Origin of the sequence: Serratia sp. H402Y, assembly GCF_051172415.1 — a bacterium.
In the GTDB taxonomy this organism is placed as follows: Bacteria; Pseudomonadota; Gammaproteobacteria; order Enterobacterales; family Enterobacteriaceae; genus Serratia; species Serratia ureilytica.
The window spans coordinates 2385136-2405462 of sequence record NZ_JBPIYZ010000001.1 but is presented as its reverse complement, the minus strand read 5'-3'; the positions used below and the strand labels follow the sequence as shown (position 1 = coordinate 2405462).

The 20327-nt window shown below is 57.2% G+C and carries 14 protein-coding genes; 13 read left to right on the top strand and 1 reads right to left on the bottom strand.

The window, feature by feature from the left end; translation table 11 throughout:
• The first annotated feature begins 1 nt into the window (after position 1).
• From tssK to ACSBQS_RS11690, 4 genes are read left to right on the top strand one after another with little or no spacing between them, the layout of a single operon-like run.
• The gene (gene tssK / locus ACSBQS_RS11705) at positions 2-1360 is read left to right on the top strand and encodes a type VI secretion system baseplate subunit TssK (protein ID WP_021505816.1); all 1359 of its coding nucleotides are present in this window, start codon (positions 2-4) and stop codon (positions 1358-1360) included.
• Positions 1357-2868, top strand: coding sequence for a type IVB secretion system protein IcmH/DotU (gene icmH / locus ACSBQS_RS11700; RefSeq protein WP_033643654.1), 1512 nt, complete (start codon positions 1357-1359; stop codon positions 2866-2868). The genes tssK and icmH overlap by 4 nt, the downstream gene beginning before the upstream one ends.
• A 35-nt stretch (positions 2869-2903) precedes the next feature.
• Positions 2904-6383: a type VI secretion system membrane subunit TssM gene (gene tssM / locus ACSBQS_RS11695; RefSeq protein ID WP_033643653.1), complete on the top strand. Its 3480-nt coding sequence runs from the start codon at positions 2904-2906 to the stop codon at positions 6381-6383.
• Between the two features lie 25 nt (positions 6384-6408).
• Positions 6409-6762, top strand: coding sequence for a DUF6277 family protein (locus ACSBQS_RS11690; RefSeq protein WP_033632662.1), 354 nt, complete (start codon positions 6409-6411; stop codon positions 6760-6762).
• A gap of 265 nt (positions 6763-7027) precedes the next feature.
• Here ACSBQS_RS11690 and ACSBQS_RS11685 read toward each other — a convergent pair whose 3' ends face one another.
• A complete protein-coding gene (locus tag ACSBQS_RS11685) occupies positions 7028-7255 on the bottom strand; it encodes a hypothetical protein (RefSeq protein ID WP_004935320.1) in 228 nt (75 codons plus the stop codon).
• Positions 7256-7500: 245 nt separating this feature from the next.
• On the opposite strand from ACSBQS_RS11685, the gene ACSBQS_RS11680 reads away from it, so the two are divergent.
• The 9 genes from ACSBQS_RS11680 to ACSBQS_RS11640 all read left to right on the top strand — a co-directional run bounded on the left by ACSBQS_RS11680 (position 7501) and on the right by ACSBQS_RS11640 (position 20306).
• Positions 7501-7791, top strand: a complete 291-nt coding sequence (locus ACSBQS_RS11680; RefSeq protein WP_004935318.1) for a hypothetical protein — start codon at positions 7501-7503, stop codon at positions 7789-7791.
• A 706-nt stretch (positions 7792-8497) separates the two neighbouring features.
• Complete coding sequence (locus ACSBQS_RS11675; protein WP_004935315.1) at positions 8498-9073, top strand: helix-turn-helix transcriptional regulator; 576 nt, start codon at positions 8498-8500, stop codon at positions 9071-9073.
• 108 nt (positions 9074-9181) lie between these two features.
• Positions 9182-10051 (top strand): hypothetical protein, encoded by an 870-nt coding sequence (locus ACSBQS_RS11670; RefSeq protein WP_047025397.1) that lies wholly within the window; start codon positions 9182-9184, stop codon positions 10049-10051.
• A 34-nt stretch (positions 10052-10085) separates the two neighbouring features.
• On the top strand, positions 10086-15872 hold the full coding sequence (locus tag ACSBQS_RS11665) for an amino acid adenylation domain-containing protein (protein WP_434990577.1): 5787 nt from the start codon (positions 10086-10088) through the stop codon (positions 15870-15872).
• A gap of 1 nt (position 15873) precedes the next feature.
• Positions 15874-16701, top strand: coding sequence for a Cof-type HAD-IIB family hydrolase (locus ACSBQS_RS11660; RefSeq protein ID WP_033643650.1), 828 nt, complete (start codon positions 15874-15876; stop codon positions 16699-16701).
• Positions 16702-16832: 131 nt separating this feature from the next.
• The gene (locus ACSBQS_RS11655; protein ID WP_004935304.1) at positions 16833-17066 is read left to right on the top strand and encodes a hypothetical protein; all 234 of its coding nucleotides are present in this window, start codon (positions 16833-16835) and stop codon (positions 17064-17066) included.
• A gap of 84 nt (positions 17067-17150) precedes the next feature.
• Entirely contained in the window at positions 17151-17549 is a 399-nt protein-coding gene (locus tag ACSBQS_RS11650) for a hypothetical protein (RefSeq protein WP_042784953.1), read from the top strand.
• Between the two features lie 69 nt (positions 17550-17618).
• Positions 17619-19127, top strand: coding sequence for a PhoPQ-activated protein PqaA family protein (locus ACSBQS_RS11645; RefSeq protein ID WP_042784952.1), 1509 nt, complete (start codon positions 17619-17621; stop codon positions 19125-19127).
• A gap of 639 nt (positions 19128-19766) precedes the next feature.
• Positions 19767-20306, top strand: coding sequence for a fimbrial protein (locus tag ACSBQS_RS11640; RefSeq protein WP_004935293.1), 540 nt, complete (start codon positions 19767-19769; stop codon positions 20304-20306).
• Positions 20307-20327 lie beyond the last annotated feature (21 nt).

Genomic DNA, 20327 nt, shown 5'->3' with positions numbered 1-20327 from the left:
CATGTTACCTAAACAACGCGTCGCCTGGGTAGAAGGCATGTTGATGGAACCGCAGCATTTCCAGCAGCAGGAACGTTTTTTCGAGCACTTGATTGAAGCGCGCTTGCGCAGCGTCGAAACCTTCACCTGGGGGTTCCTGACGCTGGAGATCGACAACGGGCTATTGGAACAGGGCAAGTTTGCGCTGAAGAAAGCCAAGGGCGTTTTCCCCGACGGCACGGCGTTCAGCATGCCTGAGGATATTCCGCTGCCGCCGCCGCTGGTGCTGGGAGAAGGCTGCCAGGGGAAAGTGGTGTGCCTGTCCGTGCTGATGGATATCGCCGGCAACGCCCAGATCGATCTTATCCAGGATGCGCGAAAAAGCAGCCGTTTTCGCACCATGGACGCCGAGGTGCCGGATCGCAACCACGGCGTCAGCCTGGAAGGGACCCCGCGCGTGTGCACGATGCAACTGGGCAGCCTGGTGACGCGGCTAAGCCTGGAGGACGCGGTCAGCAGCGCGGAAAGCGTGCTGCCGGTCGGTTTCGTGCGCGAGCTGACCAGCGATCGTCGGGTGCTGCTGGATGAGCGCGCCTTGCCGCCGATGCTGGATTTCCGCGCCATCGGCTGGCTGCCCGCTTTCACCACCGAATTGCTTGGGCTGATCAGCCAGCGTCTGGAGTCGGTTTTCCGCCCGGACGTGCATATGACGATCGGCGGGCTTTCCGAGCTGCTGGAACTGCTGCTGCTGCAAACCTTGAGCGAGTTCAATTTGCGCATCAGCCAACTGCTGGCCAGCCCGCAGGTACATCCTGAAACCCTGTTCGACACGTTGCTGAGCCTGCTGGGGCGGCTCAGCATCATTCCCGGCGGCGAACGCCTCTGGGATCGGGCCGATTTGGTGTATCTGCACGATGAACCGCACAACTGCTACTTCCAGCTGTTCGCCTCGATTCGCCGCGCGCTGTCGCTGGTGATCGAAGCGCCGGCGGTGGCGTTGCCGTTTATCGATCGCGGCGACAGCATTTATCTGTGCCCGAACGACTCGCAGCTGCGCCTGGAAAAACTGGTGTTCGCCGTCAGCTGCGGTTTGTCCATCGAGCATCTGCGCTCGTATTTCCCCGCGCAGGTCAAACTGGGGCCGGTCGAGAAAATCATTCAGCTGATCGATCTGCAATTACCGGGCGCTCGCTTGCTGCCGATGGCTTCGCCGCCGCGGCACATACCGTATTACCCGAACAGCATCTATTTCGAGGTTGATCATGCCGACCCGATTTATAAGGAAATGATGGCCGGCTCGGCGATGGCGCTCAGCATCGTGGGTGATTTCCCCGACCTGCGTTTTGACGTCTGGGGATTAAGGCAAGGGAGGGTGGGATGAACGAATTCGAGAGAAAAATACGCGAGGCGATGGCGGTAACGCGCAACAACGCGACACCGCGCCTTCCCGCGTCCGGTTCGGTGGGCAAAACGACGGCGGAGATCGCCGCGCTGTCCTTCGGCGCGCGGGCGCTGGCCGCCAAGCTGCGGCCGGGAAGCGCCGGGGTGGCGACGCCCCCCGAACCCAAGCCTTATGAAGCGGAAAGCGTTGCGCCGGAAAGCAGCGAGCCCGCGCCGGGCGAGCGCCCGGCCGAGGCGGCGCCGACCTCGAGCGGGCTGTTCGGCCGCGCCGCGCTGAGCAAGCCCGGCGTGATGATGGGCCATTGGGACAACCCGCTGATCGCCGCCGCTATCCCGGTCCTGCTGCAGGTGGAGCGGGTGCGCGATCAGAAACAGCTGAATCCGGGCGCGGTGCGCGCGCAGATCGTGCGCGAGATCCAACAATTTCAGCAGACGCTGCTGGCGGATCACATCGCGCCGAGCGATGTGGACAAGTTGGCCTATCTGCTGTGCTCCTACGTGGATGAGTGCTGCATGAGCACGCTCGAATCCGGCGAACTGAATCTCAGCCTGCTGGTGGAGTTTTATCGCGACGCCTGGGGCGGGGAAAAGTGCTTCGAGCACCTGCAGGCCTATCTGGCCGCCTCGCCGCGCAACAAGGAGATCCTGGCGTTTTACGATCTGATCCTGTCGCTGGGCTTCGAAGGGCAATACCACGTAATGGAACGCGGCGCGGTGCTGTTGGCCGACGTGCGCAACCGTCTTGACGGCTATCTGTACAGCCAGAACCCGACGCAGACGCTGGCCGATGCCGAGCCGAGCAACGTGGTGCGCAAGGCGACCCGCATCACGCCGCTGAAGCTGCTGTGCTACGGCCTGGCCATCGCGCTGCTGGCGTACGCCTCGGCCGCCTGGTATCTGCACGATCAGTCCCGCGCGCTGCGCAACGCCATTTTGGCCTGGACGCCGCCGCAGCCGCGCAAAATCAACATCATGGAGACGCTGCCGCAGCCGCTGCCGCAAATCCTCAGCGAAGGGTGGCTGGAGGTGCGCGCCGATCCGCGCGGCTGGCTGTTGATCTTCACCTCCGACGGCGCGTTCGCCACCGGGCAGTCGAAGCTGTCGGAAGAGTTTAAAAAGAAACGCAACATTGAGCGTTTGGGGGAAGCGCTGGCGCCGTGGCCGGGCGATCTGGAGGTCATCGGGCATACCGACAACAAACCGTATCGCAACACCTCCAACAACTCCAACCTGAAACTGTCCGAGGCTCGCGCGCAGACGGTCGCCGACAAGCTGCGCGAATCCTTGGCCAACAGTAAATACAACCGCACCGTGACATCGGTCGGCAAGGGCGATCAGGAGCCGCTGGACGACAACGCGACGGAAGAAGGGCGCCGCCGCAACCGCCGCGTGGACATCCTTTGGAAAATCGGCGAGAGGGAGATGGCTTCACCGTCTGCAACGTTAAATCAGGCAGGGGTAGCCGCCGAGGTCCCCGAGGATAACTAAGACATCCGCCGGCGTAGAGATAATAAGGAAATTATATGATACGTAGATCATTCATATTGGTGATTGCCTTGCTGCTGTGTGCGGTGGTGTGGTGGATTGGGCCGTTGATCGCCATCGGCACCTATCGGCCGCTGCTGTCGGTCTGGGTCAGGGGCATCATCATCGCGCTGATCCTGTGCTGGGCGCTCTGGCCGTTCGTGGCGACGTTCTTATCCTGGGTGTTCCGCCACGCGCGAGCGCCGGCCCCGGCCAAACGCAAGACCGCCCAGCGAGATCGCGTGACCTCGCGCTTTTACGACGCTTTGCGCACTTTGCAGTACGTCGGCACGGCGAAGCAGCGCACCCCTTGGCAGCGCTTCAAATACCGCCTGACGCGCCGTTACGTCAGCGAAAAGCCGTGGTTTCTGGTCATCGGGCCGCCGGGCAGCGGCAAAACCTCGCTGATCGGCGAAAGCGGCGAACGCTTCTTGCTGGCCGAGCACTATGGCCTGCAGCAGACGGTGGACGTCGGGCCGACCCAGGATTGCAACTGGTGGCTGGCGGAGAATTCGGTGTATGTCGACACCTCCGGCGAATGGCTGCAGTTGAACGGCCTGGGGGAAGAGGGTGCCAGGGCGCGCGACACTCTGTTCAAACTGATCCGCCGCCATCGCCGCCATCCGGGCATCGACGGCATCATGCTGTGTCTGGATGCGCGTTGGTTGCTGCACGCCTCGCTGACGGAGAGAAAGTCGGTCGCCGACGCACTGCGCGTTCGCCTGCTGGAGATGGCCTCGTGGTTCCGCAGCGAGCTGCCGGTCTATCTCACCATCAGCCACCTCGATCAACTGGTCGGCGGCGAGACCTTCCTGTCCATGCTGGGCGACGATCTGTTGCAAAAAGGCATGGGCTTCAGCCTGAACCGCGCCGAACAGGGAGAAACCCCCTTCGAGCAGTATGAAACCCTCTACCGGGAGATGGTGGCGCGCGTCAGCCATCACGTGCTCGAACTGTTGCACGATGCGCCGGACGGCCAAAACCGCCAACAGCTGCTGTTCTTCACCGAATCGCTGGGGTCGCTGGGCAACCCGCTGTATTCCCTGTTAGAGCAGATCTTCCCGCAAACGCCGGTGGGCTACGCCTGCCATCTGCAGCAGGTGTGGCTGGGCAGCACCATCGCCTTGCCGCCGCAGGGGGCGATCTACAACGCGGAAGCGGCGGATATCTATGAAGCTCGCCCGACCGGGCGCATTTACCATCCGGAGCTGGATTACGCCCGGCAAGAACGCGGGGTGATGCAGCAGTCTTCGCACGCCAGGCCGCTCGGCAGCCGCATGAGCTCCCTGGGCCGCTATGTGCTGGTGCTCATTCTGTTGGCGGTCTCGTTTAACCTGCTGGCGATGCGTTACCTGTGGGAGAGCGATTACATCTCCTACATTGCGGCGCGCTTCGATGAGACAAAGCGCATCGTGCGCGAAATTCCGGTGACTAACCGCGTCAGCGACGATGTCATTTCCGCCTATGAGCAGCTGGGGTACATGAACGCGCAATTGGGCGGCGAAGTGTCGCCGGTGCCGAATCCCTATTTCGAGCACAAGCTGATCAACAGCGCGGCGCAAAAAACCTACCAACGCCATTTGCTGCAGATCTTCTGGCCGGCGGTGGAAAACTATATCGCGGACGAACTCAAGAATGATGTCTCGGCGTCCAACAAGGACGTCTACGGCACCCTGAAAGTGTACCTGATGATGGGCGAACCTTCGCACCGCTCCGCCGAAGCCTTGGTCGACTGGTTCATGGCGCGCTGGGAAACCTTTATGCCGCAGGGTTACACCGACATGAACAAAGGCATCTTCGCTTACCATCTGCGGGAGATGTTCTCTTTGCCGGACGCGCCGGTCATGAAGATGAACGGCGATCTGCTGCGCCTGGCGCGGGTGAAAGCGATGAACATTCCGATGCAGGTGCGGGTGGTGCGCCGCATCGAAGAGAAACCGTTGCCGGCGGCGATCAACGATATTTCGTTAGCCGACGCCGCCGGGCCGAACGTCTCCTTGATGCTGCGCCGCAAGAGCCAGGCGACGGTCACCGATACCGCCGTGCCGGGGTTCTATACCCGCGCCAGCTATCGCGATGTTTTCCTGGCGCAGCTCGATGACGCCGCCAAGGACATGATCGAAGAAGAGTCCTGGGTGCTGCGCGACAGCGCGGAAGGGAAAAACGCGGTGAACTCGCTGGCCTCGGCGCAGAAGCTGGCCGACGAGGCGAGGAAGCTATACCTCATCGAGTATGCCGACAAATGGGATGCTTTCATGCGCGACGTGCGCGCCCGGCCGGTCAACGGGCTTGAGGATGCGGCGATCCTGGCGCGTCAACTGTCCGACCCTTCTTCCCCGCTGGCCAATCTGGTGCGCTTCGCCGCGCGCGAAACCAGCATGACCGGCACCAACCAGGGCGATGCGGCAAGCTGGTTCGATCGCCAGCGCAACCGCATCGAGCAGCAGCGGCGCGACATCCTCGGCGAGATTTCCGGCGAGCGCGCGCGTTTTCGTCTCACGCCGGAACGCGCGGTGGAAGATCGCTTCGAGCTGCTGCGGCGTCTGGGCTATCAGCTGTTGCAGACCACCAACGCCAGCAACGATCCGCTGAGCCGCAGTTTCGAAGCGCTGTACAGCCAGTTGACCACCTTGTCCACCTCGCTGCGCGGCGGCCAGGTGGTGCCCGCCGGAGGCACGCTGAAGCGTCTGCAGTTGGATGCGGCGCGCCAGCCGGAACCGGTGCGCAGCGTGATGATGGATCTGTTGCAGGTCGGGGACAGCCAGACTATTCAGCAGAGCCAAAAGAACCTGAGCAAAGGCGCTTCGTCGCTGGCCTCCGGCTTGTGCAAGAGCAGCATCAGCGGGCGTTATCCGTTCTCGCGCAACGCCAGAGCGGAGGTCGGCATCGAGGACTTCTCGCGCATGTTTGGCCAAAGCGGCGCGATGCAGCAGTTCTTCGATGAGAACCTGGCCCCTTATGTGGACGTCAACGCGCAGAAATGGAATGCCAAACCGGGTTCAGAGGGGATCGTCAATGCCAGCACGCTGGGCGCGTTTGAAAATGCCCGCCTGATCCGCGATACCTTCTTCACCGCCGGCGACAAGCTGTCCTTCTCCATGTTCATCAGGCCGTTGTCCCTGACGCCGACCATTACGGAGGCGACCCTGGATATCGATGGGCAGGTGATTAACTACAGCCATGGCTTCAGCCAGCCTACCCGTATCGATTGGCCGGGCCCGAAAGGCGGCAGCTATGTTCGACTCACCTTCCGCACCGGCACCGGCCAGATCCAGGTCGCCAGTTTCGACGGGCCCTGGGCCTTGTTCCGGATGTTCGACGCCAGCAATCCCGTGCCGCTCGCCAGCGACAGGCGAGAGCTGACGATGTCGATGTCGTCGGTGGTGGGCGTGCTCAAACTGGAATTGCGCTCGACGATGAAAGATTTCCCACTTTGGTCACGGGCGTTGCGAGGATTCTCGTGCCCGAAAGCGATGTAAACACAACCGTAAAGAGGTGATAAACATGTTAGATCCAGCCAAAATTTTAGAAACCATGAAGGCCGGCGGCAATTTGGGCACCAATTCCCAATCGTCGCTGAGTCAACCGTTTATGCAAGGCGTCAGCAATATTCAAATGTCGGGGCCGGATGCGGCCAAGTCGGTCATGAGTAATGTGACAAAATCTTGCGATGATATGTTCGGCAATATGAAGGGCATTTTTAATGGTCTGCAATCGAATGTGAACGCACACCAAAAAATGCAAACGAGCGAGCAGCCGAAAGATTTTAATGTTTCCATGGACGATCTTCGTCCGGCGATTGCGAAAGGGTTCCCGCACGAAATGGCGGACTTCTTTTCCAAAGTGCCGAAACTGTAATCAAAAACTCGATGGATAAAAGACCGGGAGGCGGAAATGCCTCCTGGTATTCACAAGGAGTGTTGCGATGATCTATGACTGGATGCTCAAAAACGCCAATAAACGCATGGGTTTTTTTATCATGGTGATACCCAGCTTGTTTTTTTGGATATTGGTTTTTCTGACCTTATCTATTTTTTGATTCTTTGATGTAAAAAAAAGCACCCGCGAAGGTGCTTAAAATGAAGCGAATTAAAAAATAGGAAGGGATGATTATGAGTTGTTATTACAGTTTAGAGATGATCTGCAATCCGCTGGAAATCAGCGCATCGACGGCCAGACCAATACCTTTACCGATGGTGCCGACAACGGTTTTGGCATCCGGGTTAACACCGGCAATCGCGGAAATGGTATCAATACCTGTACCTACCGCACTGCCAATCAGTGTGCCTACGTCACCAAAAAAACCAGCACCGTTAACTTGTTCAATTTCTACTGCGGATAGTTCTTTCATGATTGAAACTCCTTTTTCAGTTAGCCCTTTACTTCAGGCAATTTCATTATTGCAAATCAGGTCATTTTTTCAATAAAACTCGCGCTGTTTTTTTATACTATTGTGTTTTTTGTTAGATTGATTTTGCATCGTTAGATTATATATTGCCGAAGCCTGGGTTTTTATATCTCACTCGCCTTGAACGGTGGCGGTTTTATGAGGTTATTATTTTAAATCGGAATGATATATACCAGAAGGGAGACCTTATGAAGGTATTGACGACGCCGGAAAGACCTTTCCGGTATGATGAGCTTGCGGATAAAATCATCCGGGAGGCCAGGAGCCGCTTGGGCTGCGCCGTTCTGCGGTTTTTAGACTGCATGATCCTGGGTTATGGCCCGCCGGTGATAGTCTTTGATATCTATAATAATCACGGTAAGTTGCAAACGTTCAAAGTCATTCTTCCTCTTGGGAGCGACAAGCAGCTAAAAAAAGATCACCTCGGGTTGGTTTCCTGCCTGGAGGCTAAAAAATTGATGAGAATCAAAAAAATATAATTCATCCCGCTCGTCAACGATGCCGCGTTATCTTTCTACGCTGCGCATCACTCCTGAAAAATCTTTACTCCTACCAGGCATTTCTTGCGCGGGCGGCCGATGGGTTCGCCTTCTTCTTTTTTGTTGCCGTCTACATGAAAGGGCGGGAATCACTTACTGCCATAAAGTGTAGCTTTTTTTTATGCAATTTTTTTACAATAAAATGAATATGGTTATACTCTGTTTAATAGGGTCTGCGATGACCCCGCCGCCTCGTGCGAAAAAAGCATTATCCTGCCTTTATCATAAGTAAATTCCTAATGCATAAACGGATTCTCTTAACAATCAATGTCGCGCAATGTTATGTTCTATATTATGTGTTTTTTCGATATTTATCTGGATATATTGCGCTCTTGGAGTAAAATTAACGTATCAGAGAAAAATCTTAGCACCGTGATGCTGATGGCAATGATGCCTTATAAATATATCTTACGATAACAATTTCCCTTGCGAAGCGCGGCAGCTTACCGCGTCTTGCTTTTGTATGCTCTCCAGGGCAGATGATTTATATAACCCTATATATAAAATGCACTTTTGCGAGGCAAGGTCTTTTTTGCTTCGCCTATAACGCTTTTTTATTAAAAAGCACGTTAAAACAAAAAATAATCACAGCAATGATATTGCAGTAAGGAGAGTGAGCAAGCGTAGTCAAAAGGGAGGTTTGTTAATGGAGCGCGTCAATATCGCTATTGTGGATAAAAATCAATTCTTCAAGCTGGGGTTGAGTCTTGCCTTGCAAGAAGGTTTTCTCACGAATGGCATTAAGGCCAAGATCACGGGAGAAGAACGTGCCAACATCATATTCAGGGCGCCGGACAAGCGGGTGTCCATAAATTTTTGTCATACCCAGCTTTTGCAGGGCAACTTTTCTTCTATTCCGCTCTATTTTTCAATATTGGAGCATAAAAAGACATTCCCTAAAATTCATTGCAATTTGGAAGCCGGAAGTATTACGCGCAAAGACAGCGTGGCGGCGATCGTGGACAAGGTCATGTTCTGCTATCGCAAGAAAAATAGTTTGGTTTCAAGCTATTGCCCGCGTTGTCGTACCCAGTTGACCTTTAGCGAGGGGAAAGTGTGCCGTTTAATCCATCTGGGCTATTCACAAAACCAAACGGCGATGTTGCTCGGCATCAGCCCGAAAACGGTGAGCATTCATAAACGTTCGGCCATGAGAAAACTGAACATCGATAATAATATTGAATTCTTGCGCTGGTTAAAAATGCACAGCGACTCTTGTTAATCAGGGAAAGGAAGCGAACGGTCCGGCGCCGTATTATCAGCGGCGCTGAGCGGTCATCTTTTATTGATTTCCGCCCGGCATGGAATCGGTTTTATAGGGAGATAAAACATGGCTGTCTTTGTGAGAGAAGCGGTTTCTCATAATCATTTCAAATTATTGCAAGAGCTTTATGGCAGAGATTTGGGCGGGGAGCGTTTCCTGCACTGGAAGCATTTGCTCGATCCGCATTGTGGGGCGCCGATGGAAAAAACGGGCATATTTTACAAGGATCAAGAACGTTATCTCGGGATGTTTGTATCAAGTTTTTATCCTTTTAAAATCAATGAATTATCCTTTAGTGTCAATATGCTTGGCGATCTTGGGATCCACCGTCAGGTCAAATCCTCCACCGTCTTGAAAGATTTTTTCCTGCAGGCCAGGCGTTCGGATGTGGCGGCGGATATCTGCTTTTCCGATGACAGGAAGATCAGGGTTTATGAAAAGATTTTTAGAAAGTATTTAACGACCAATACGCAAATCTATCCCTTCGTCGAATTAACCTTAAAGCCTGATAAGTTTATGGCCTTTCGTTTTACCGAGGGCGACCAAGCGCGGCAGGCCAGCTTTATCAATAATCTGGGGCGAGAAAAAGATCATCGCGCATTTGAATATATTGAAAAACATCCTCTGTATCATAAAATTCATTATATTAATAAAGGCAATCTCTACGCTGTGATTGGCTGTTCCAGTGAGTGTGCCGAACTTTTGGATATTTCCAATCCCTCCAGGGAGTGTTTTTCCTGGGCCATCGGCGTTTGTCGGCACCTGCATAGCCGTTGCAAAGTGATGATCCCTATTGGTTTTTACAAGTCGATTTGCGCTCAGGCGGCGGAGGTCATTGCAGAAAAGCGCATCAACATGCTGATCGGTTATTACTCAGAAAAGATAAGCGAGCTGATGCCGAAAGAGGTTTGGGTATGCCGCATGGATCGCCGTTAAGCAGGGCACGTGTATTCTAAATGGAGTGTTTGTCATGGAAGAGATTCCTGTATCACCCTATTCAAAAGTTTTTATCGATGAATATGACCGCCATCCAGAGGGCTGTAATTACAACGTATTGGTGCTGCAGCGTATTGAGGGCGCGCTGGATCCCATCAGATTACAAGCTGCGCTGAATGCGCTGGTGCAAGATCATGTCCTGCTGAACAGCCATATTCATGAACGGAATGGCGAACTGTATTGGCGTCGCAATGACGCAATCCATCCTTTGCAGCATTACACGGACCGCACGCTGCTGACCCAAGTGATTCGCCAGCCCTTCGACATTTACCGCGGGCCGCTTTATCGTTGGGCGCTTTTCGCCGAGGGGCCGGGGCGCTATACCCTGGCGCTGGTGGGCCATCATCTGGTGATCGACGGCGCGTCTTCCGACGAGTTTTTCTCATTGGTGAGCCAGTACTATGGTCAACAGCGGCTATCGACCCGCCTCGAGGCGACCGAGATTGCCGCCATCAACCGGCTGCTGCAGCGCGAGGTGGAACAACTGGCCGCCGATGGAGCGCTGGCGCACTGGCGGGCCGAAGCGGCAAATTTGGGCGCGATAGACGTGCCCTTTGAGAAAAGCGGCGCCGTGCGAAACGATGAGGCGGCCGAGCTGCGTTTCCAGGTGCCCAAAGCGCAATGGAAAGCGCTGAAACAGGGCGCGGGAATACGGCGAATGAATGACTTTCTGGCGTTGCTGGTGCTGTGGGGCATCTTGATGGCGCGCAGCGGCAATCAGGAAACGGTCTATATCAGCTATCCGGTGTCGATAAAAAAGGGGCAAAGATTTGCGCTTGGCGGGCATGTCAACACCAGCGTGATGCCCCTCGCGCTGCGTGACGGCGAAGGCTTCGCCGCCGTTTATCAACGCGCGCTGGCGTTTATTACCGCCGCGGCGCCGCACTCGCGCCAACGGTTTAACCAACTGCCCACGCAACAGGTGGTGCAGGCGCTGGGGATCCGCGCGATGCCGATTTCCTTTGCCCAAACCAACCTGCGCGATGCGGCATTGGCGCTGGCCGATTGCGCCACTTCGCCGTTGTTTGAAGCCAACCACGATATGGCCAGCGCGTCGCTTTCCCTGGAATATGAGGATCGGGCCGACAGCGATGCCTTGCAGTTCCGGCTGCGTTTTCGTCAGGACATGTTTGACGAAGATGACATGCGCGACTGCGCGGAACATTTCATGCGTTTGATGCAAGCGGCGATGCGCGCGCCTGACGCGCCTTTACGCCACCTCGCCTTTTATCCCGCCGCCGACATGCCGCCAGATGACGACGCGGTCCCTGCGTTGCCGAGAGAAACCCTCAGCGCCCGGTTTGAGGCGATCGCGCTGCGTTATCCGGATAAGATTGCGCTGGAGTTTGAGGGGCTGCATGTCAGCTACCGTGAGCTGAACGGCATGGCGAATAGCCTGGCGCGCGAAATTACGCTCCGCTACCAAGCGCTGACCGGGGTCGCCCCTCAGGCGGACACGCTGATTGCGCTGTACAGCGAGAAAAGCCTGGAAATGGTGGTGGCGCTGCTGGCGGTGCTGAAAACCGGTGCGGCCTATGTGCCGCTCTCCTGCAATTATCCTCAGGCGCGCATTCGGCATATTCTCGAAGAAACGCGCGCGCCGGTGCTCATCGCCGGGGAAAGCCTGCAGTCGGCCGCCGAGGCGCTGGCGGCGATGATGCCGCACGCCGTGTCCGTCCTCACGCTGGGCGATCTGAACCGCCTGCCGCACGAGCGGCAGAATCTGCCGGCCGTCACCGGCGCCGACCGGCTCGGCGCGGTGATCTATACCTCGGGATCGACGGGGATCCCGAAAGGCGTGATGCTCGAGCAACACGCGATGTGCGGGTTGGCGACCGCATCCGGCATCGCTGTCACGCCCGATGACGTGTTGCTCTTCCTCTCGAGCCCGGCGTTCGACGCGGCGACGTTCGAGGTGTGGGGCGCATTGCTCAACGGCGCCAAATTGGTCGTCGTGCGCGATACGGAGGATATCGCCGGCGATGTGCCGCAGTTGGAGGCCTTGCTGCGTCGGCAGCAGGTATCGATTCTGTGGGCGACGCGCAGCCTGTTCGATCATCTTTACCTCAGTCACCCCGACCTGTTCGCCGGGCTGCGCTGTCTGCTGGTGGGCGGGGAAGCGCTGACCGCCACGCTGATGCAGCGCCTGGTGCGGCAAGCCAACCGCCCGCAGCAGGTCATCAATGGCTATGGCCCGACGGAATGCACCACGTTCACCACGATGTACGCCATCGCGGCGGACGAAACCCGCAGCAGCATCCCGATTGGGCGAGCCATACCGGGGCGCGAACTTCATGTGCTGGATCGCTGGCTGCAGCCGTTGCCGCCAGGGCTGGCCGGCGAGCTGTATATCGGCGGAGACGCGCTGGCGCGCGGTTATCTCAACCAGCCGCAGCAGACGCAAGAGCGTTTCATTACGCTGAACGGGCGACGCTTGTATAAAAGCGGCGATCGGGTGCGAGAGTTGCGCGACGGCAATCTGGAGTATCTCGGCAGAAACGATTGCCAGGTAAAAATCCGCGGTTTCAGAATTGAACTCAGCGAAATAGAAAATACGATCAATGCGCTGGAGGGCGTCGAGAAATGCGTCGTGGTGGATGTCGTCCATCGCGATAGCAAGCGCCTTGCCGCTTATGTGCTGATGGCGCGGGGCGAGCCGCTGGATCCTGCCGATTTGCGCGCCCGGCTGGAGCGGATCCTGCCGGATTACATGGTGCCGTCCAGCTATGTCGCGCTCGACGAGATACCGCTGACGGTGAACGGCAAGCTGGATCGCACGGCGCTGCCCGCTCCGCAATTCGCGCAAAGCGAGCGATATGCCGCGCCGCAGAATGCGCTGGAGGCGTTGATTTGCGCCCTGTGGGCGGAGATCCTCGGCGTTGAACGGGTTGGGGTGGATGACGACTTCTTTCGTCTGGGCGGCGATTCGATCCAAAGCATCGTGTTCACCAGCGAATTGAGCAAGTCGGGCTATCACAGCAACTCGCGTGCGGTGTTCGAAACCCGGAATGCGCGGGCGCTGGCCAAGCGCATCTTGCAGCAACGGGACGCGATTGCGCCGCTCAATGAACAGGGCGAGCTGCAGGGCGAATTCGAATTGCTGCCGATTCAGCGCTGGTACAACGAGCAGCCGCCGCAACATCGCGCTTTCTTCAACCAGACTTTTTTGGTGCGGGTGCCGCCGATGTCCGCCGAGCGCGTGGCCGATCTGGTCAACGGGCTGGCGTCGCGCCATGACATGCTGCGCGCGCGGTTTAGCGCCGACGATGCCGGCGCGCTGGTCGCGCAGCGCTATCTGTCGGTGGCCGACGGCGGCCCTTCATGGGGATACTATGACCTGGCGCTTTGTCGCCAAAGCCGTGCCGAACTTCTGCATCAATGGCAATCGGGGTTTGATCCGGTAGAAGGGCCGCTGTGCCGCTTCGTCTACATTTTCGACAGCAGCGCGCCCGGCTACGCGTTGATGTTCTGCGCATTCCATCATCTGATCATCGACGTGGTGTCCTGGCGCATCATTGTCAGAGACATGCGACGATTGCATCAGGGGGAATCGCTGTCGGCGAAAGGCACCAGCTACCGGCAGTGGGGCGAGACGTTAAGGCACTACGCGGCGAGCCGGCATGACCAATGCGCTTACTGGTTGGCGATGATCGCCGGGCAACCCGATTACGCCACGCTCAGCGAGGGGGCGCAGAGTCCGGCGTTTTGCCGCTTAGAGTGCGACGCGGCGTTGACGACGCTGTTGATGGACACCTGTCATCAGGCCTACCGCACCTCGACCCGCGAGGTGTTGCTGGCGGCGCTGGCGCCGGTGCTGCAGGCCTGGCATGGCCGTGCGGACAGTTACCTGACGCTCGAACACCATGGCCGCGATATCAATGACGATAAGATCCAGCTCGACGACACCGTCGGCTGGTTCACCGCCTTACTGCCTTTGCGCATCACCGCGCATCAGAGCCCAAAACACACGCTGCGCGCCATCAAGGACACATTAAGAAAGATGCCGGATCACGGCATCGGCTATTCGGCGCTGAAATACGGTTCAGCGTCGGACGACGAAGCGATAGCCTGTCTGCGGCGCCACCGCTTGCCGGCCATTTCATTCAACTATCTCGGCGTCTTTAACGAACAGACTGACGACGCCTTGTGGGCCTTGATCGACCAAACGGCGGATCTGGAAAACGGCGCGCTGCCGGCGAGCGACAATGTGCTGGATCTGGTGCTCTACGTGCACGGCGACCGGCTGAGCATCGTGATGTCGGGCTTATTGCCGCAGGCGACGCTGGCCCGGATCGGTTCGCACTATAGGGCGAGCGTGTCGGCGCTGGTCGAACACTGTTGCCACGAGGCGAGCCAGGGCGTTCGCCTCGCCAGCCCGGGGGACTTCCCCCATGCCGACGTCAGCCTCGCCGAGTTGGACCACTGGCAGCAACGTCATCGCATCGCCGCCGTTTTCGAGGCTACGGTCACGCAGCGGGAACTGATGTATTTCAACCGGCTTAACCGCGAGTATCAGATCGATCAGGCCGTTTATGAGGTGGCCGGCCCGCTGCAGCCGGAGGTGTTGAACCAGGCCTGGTCGCTGGCGCTGCAGCGATTTGAAATGCTGCGCGCCGGGTTTGGCGATCAAACCCGCCGTGGGCGGCCCAACGTCTTCATCTGCGAGACGCTGCAGGCGCCGATCGCGATCGAGGATTGGACCGATGCGCCGCCGTCCTCGCTGGAAGAAAGGATGGAAGCGCTGTTGGCCCGGGAACGAGAAACCTCGTTTGAGCTGGATGCGCCGCCGTTGATCCGCTGGCGCCTGATCAAGTTGAACGCCGATGAGCACTATTTGGTGCAGACCTTTAACCATATCTTGTTCGACGGTTGGTCCCTCGGCGTTCTGTTCGAACACTGGTTCAACGACTACCTCACCTTGCTGGAAGGGGGCGCGCCGACGCTGGAAATTAACCGATTTGAGCCGTTCGCCGCTTATGTGCGCGCGCACGGCGACGATCCCGAAGCGCAGGCGTTCTGGGCGGACTATTTGCGCGGAGCGCCGGTCAACCAACGTTTGCCGTTGAGCGCTTCGCCGGATGCCGCGCCGCAGGGGCGACGCATGCGGCAATATGGCGCGGAATTCACCGCGGAACAGGTGGCAAGCCTCACCGCGTTTTGCCGGCGCCAGGGGATCACGGTCAATCAACTGACGCAGCTGGCCTGGATGCTGGCGCTGGCCGAAGCGCTGGCCTGTGACGATATCGCGATCGGCACGACCATGAGCGAGCGCCCGGCGGACATTGAGCAGGTGCAGACGCTGTTTGGCCTGTGTGTCGCCAGCCCGGTGCTGCGCCTGCAGGCGATTCGCCGCCGGCCCATTTATGCGTTGCTGGCCGATATCGCGGATTCCCAGACGCTGAGGCAGAAGTACGCCTTTTCCGAACTGAACCGCTACGACGAACAATGGGTGCCCACTTCGCCGTTCGGCAGCCTGTTTGTGTTTGAAAACATGCCGCAACCGCAGAAGGATCCGCGCTTGCCGTTTACGTTCCGGGTGACGGATATCGTCAGCGGCAGCAACCACCAGACGGTGCTGTGCTTGTTCCCCGAAGCGGAACGGCTCGCCATTTCACTGTTTTATGATTCTCACGAGATAGCTCAGGAGACCATCGTTGCGGTAGGACGCCGTTTTCAGGCCATTGCGCTCGCGATCGCCCACCTTCCGCCCGACAGCGAAATCCGCGCCGAAGACGGGATTATCCAGGCGGAGGAGGCATGATATGTGGCTTGCTATCGACGGCAAAATAAAATACCGGGCGATCGTGAGCGATCTTGACGGAACCTTGCTGGATCCTGCCGGGAATCTGTCTGATCTGACGGTGGAAACGCTCAATATCCTGCATGCCCGCGGGCTGGAAATCGTCATCGCGACAGGCCGTTGCGATGCGGATGCGCGCGGGATTGTGGATGGCTTGGGGTTCTCGCCGGCGATCGTCTCCTGCAATGGCGCGATGGTCAATATCGAGGGGCGGCCGGTGGCGGATAAACGCTATTTCCTGCCTCGCGACAGCCAAATGATGTTGATGGATTACCTCTTCGCCTGTCCGCTCCACGTGACGTTGTTCACCCAGGAAGGATGGATGATGGCCGAAGAGAATCCGCATTTTGCCGACTATATCAAGACCTCGGGCGTCGCTTGCCGCTATGTCGAGCCGGAGGCGATGAAACGGCAACCGATCCTGAAAGTGCTGCTGCAGGGTGAAGCGGCGCTGATCGAGCGGTTTTACGACGAGGTCAGTCAGGCTTTCGGAAAAACGCTGTCCATCTGTAAGTCCTCTGCGGAAACGATAGACATCATGGATAAGCATATTTCCAAGGCCAGAAGCGTGGCCGACTATCTGAGCGCCAAACAGATAGCGATGCGCGATTGCCTCTCTTTCGGCGATGCGATGAACGATTTGGACATGCTGCGCTGGGCCGGAACGGGGGTGGTGATGGGCAATGCCATGGGCGAATTGAAGCGCGCGCTGCCGTTTAACCCGATTGCGCTGCCCAACAGCCGCAATGGCGTCGCCGATTATCTCTGCCGTGAGTTCGGCCTGTTCTGACATTGTCACCGCCGCGCGGGTGAACGCATTGGCAACAGGGTCTTTCGTGGGCAGATAACAAGGAGGTGAACAAACAGTGAGGGTTTCATTTTTTCATTACTAAACATGTCGATAAATACAAAGGAGACAGTATGAAAGAACTGACTGAAGCAGAAGTCATGGCGGTTTCCGGCGCAGGCATCGCTTCCGATGCCGGCAAAATCCTGGGCAATGGCATTGGCGCCATCGTAGATGCCGGTACCGGTCTATTCGGGATCCACGCGGATGCGGCGGGCGCCGGCGCCAAACTCGGTGAGGGCATTGGCGCCGTCATCGATGCCGGGATTAGCGCCTTCTCGCAGCTGTTTGGCCGTAAATCGTCATAAGCCCGGCCCTTAATGAAAAGTGCCCGCAAGGGCACTTTTACCTCGTTCATGTCGGGAGCCGGAAGAACGGCAAAGGGAGAGTTCATGGCGAATAAAATCATCTTGATCATGGTCATCAATCTGTTCGTGGCGGTGGCGTTGGCGGTGTTTAACTTTATCTATATCCAAAAGAAGGTGGATATACGCGCCCCCAATGACGCCACGCCCTTTCAGGTGACCGAGAAAGCGCAGGGCAGGATCGTCTCCATGCAGCAGACTTCGGTATTTCTGAACAACAATCCTGTGGTGGCGTTTACCTTGGAAATCAACGCCAGACGCAAACAGTTTACGATCGCTGACCATCGGGAGGTGGTGCTGTATATCGCCATGAGCCGTTATGAGGAAAACGGCGTTTACAGCCTATTGCTGGGCGAGAACGACAGAGACGTGGCGTTCGAAAAGGACAGCTTTGGCTATCCGATACGCTTTCATCAGGTGCTCTAGGCGCGCGGAAGGTTTCCTGCCGCCAGGCGGCGTACAAGGGATTTGCCACGGACAAAGGGGGAGGAAAAAATGCTGAAACGCATCGGATACATCGCGCTGATTTGCCTGGCCTTAATCGGCGGCCGGCAGGCCATGGCGGCAGAGGAAGACCGCTGCTTTGCGGACGAACATCCCGCCTTGCACACCGTTATTCCTTGTTATAACAATCAGTTGGCCATATTGCCTCTGTCATATTCGTTAAAGGGCGTGGATAACGGCCATGACGTGTCGATACGCCATTATCGGTTGATGTCGCAATCCTGGTCGCCGCAAGACGCCATCCGGCCGACGCAATGGTGGCACGATGTGGATATTTATATCCCCAACGGGGCGCTTGCCCGTAAAGCGTTGGTGCTGATGAGCGATGACTGCGCTTGCGCCGCCGCAGGGGCGAGCGGGCCAGGCAAGCAAAATGCGGCGTTTTCCGTCGCTACGCCGGCGGCCTTGGCGGCGGAAAGTCACACCATCGTGATTGTCGTCAACCGGCTGCCTTATCCGTACCTGGAATATCAAAATGAGGGGCGGCGTCGTGCGGGGGAGGACAGCCAGGCCCGAGGCTGGCGATTGTTCCTGGACGATGCGGATGAATACTTGATGATGCCGCTGGCGATCCCCATGACGGCGGCCTTGTCGCAAACCATGACGCTGGCGCAGCGCGAATTGAGCCGATGGGGGATAGATAAATTCATCGTGGCGGGCGCGGCGAGCGGCGCAACCGCGGCGTGGCTGGCGTCATTGTCGGATGAGCGCATCGATGCCGTCGTCGCCATGTTCCCGGATGGGGTCGCGGCGCGGCAGGTCTTGAAGCATACCTATCGTACGTATGGCGGCCGTTGGCCGTTGGCGTTTCATCCTTATTACCAACTCGGCATCGATCGGCGCATAGAGACGCCGGCGTTCGACAAACTGATGCAAATAGCGGATCCCACCGCTTATCCGCCGCCGACGGCGGGAGAGCGGCCAGCGGCGGCGAAATATGTCATCATCGCCAGCGGCGACGAACGTTATCCGCCGGACAGCACGCGATTCTATTTCAGCGCCTCACCGGGTGAGGCTTCGCTGCGCGCGATTGCCGACGGGGATCGCGCGGCAAGCCGGCCGGCCGCCGAACGCGCCATACTGGCGATGATCAAGCGCCGCCAGCGCGATATCGCGTTGCCGACGATCGAGGTGCAAGGCAGCGCCGCGGATGCTGCGGTGCGCACGCTGCGTTTTTCCGAACCGCCGGCCACCGTGCGGCGTTGGAGCGCGCACAACCGCACGGCCCGAGATTTTCGTTATTCGTGCGGCGTACGCTTTACCCCGGAGCCGTTGGCTACAGCGGAGGCCGATCGCGGCGAGTTTCGTCTGGCCGCCCCGGCGCAAGGCTGGGAGGCCACCTTTATCGAGGCGGTGTTCAACGATGGGTTTATCGCGACCACGCCGGTCTTTATCACGCCTGACGATAACTATCCGTCCGCCGTTCCCGCGGGCGATGGTCTGGCGTGTGAAACCCTACCCGGCAGAGGGCTGGGGGAAGATTATCGCCATGACGATTAATTAGCGGCGCCGAAAAACAATAAGGCGGCAATGCGTTATTCTGCGCGACAGAGCGCATTGTTGCCTTGTTTTCGAAAAAGTGAACGGCGTCAGACAGAATATTTCTGCGTAACGCCATTTTCTCGTTGTCACATGACCGCGCCGGTTTCAATAACGGCGAATGCTTTATTCTCCCTCCTGTTCGATAAACCGTTATCGCCATGCTTTTCCTATTATTCTGCTCCTCTCGCTGCCGCCGCGTCGTGATGCCTTTCGTAATATAACTGTCATTTATTTCAGGGCGAGTTTTATCGCCCGGCTTTCATTTTACGGCGATGTCGCCCGATTTTCCGGCTGAGGGGGAAATGAGGAGGATCTGGCGAAAGCGCCTTCGAATAGCGCGAGAATAAATTCCCTGGCGGCCAGATGATTGAATCAAGAAACGCCGATTTGGCGGTTTTTTCAAAATAAAATTAAGAATGATGCTAATTCTATTTGGGGTAATTATCTTTTCTCATCTTTACATTGATTTTATGTATTGCTAAAGGGGGAAAGCTAAGCATAATTAACTGTGAAAGGAGCGGAGCTCCTATTCTCCCTGTCCGGGTTCTCCGTGGCGGGGATATTTTGAAGTCTGTCTAATCAAAAGGAGAAGTACCCATGATGGAAAAAAAAGTGATTATGTTGGCATTTGTCGCGGCAGCGTGTTCAAGCGCTTTACCTGCTCTGGCAGCAGATGGTCAGGTTAATTTTACCGGGAATATTGTCGATGCTGCGTGCAAGGTCACGAATGACTTGAGTAATCCATTAAATGTTGTTTTGGGTGATGTGGCCCGAACGGCATTTGCGGGTGGCAAGGGATCAACGTCCAGCGCGACAAAATTCACGCTGGAAGTCACCGATTGTCCGGATACGGTAAAAAGCGCCACCGTTAAGTTCGACGGCGCGGCCGATAACGGCGACAGCAACGTATTGCAGCTGACCCAGGAAACGGATGTCGCTACCGGCGTCGGTATCCAACTGTCTGATATTTCTAACAGTGTTCTGCCGCTTTACACGGCGTCGACGGCTTATCCGTTGGCTTCCGGCAGCGGCGTGAAAAATAACCTCGATTTTACCGCCCGCTATATTTCCACGCAGGCAGATGTTACCGCCGGTAAAGCTAATAGCGTCGCCACCTTTACGCTGAATTATAACTGATAATATTTTCTTGCCCGCTGG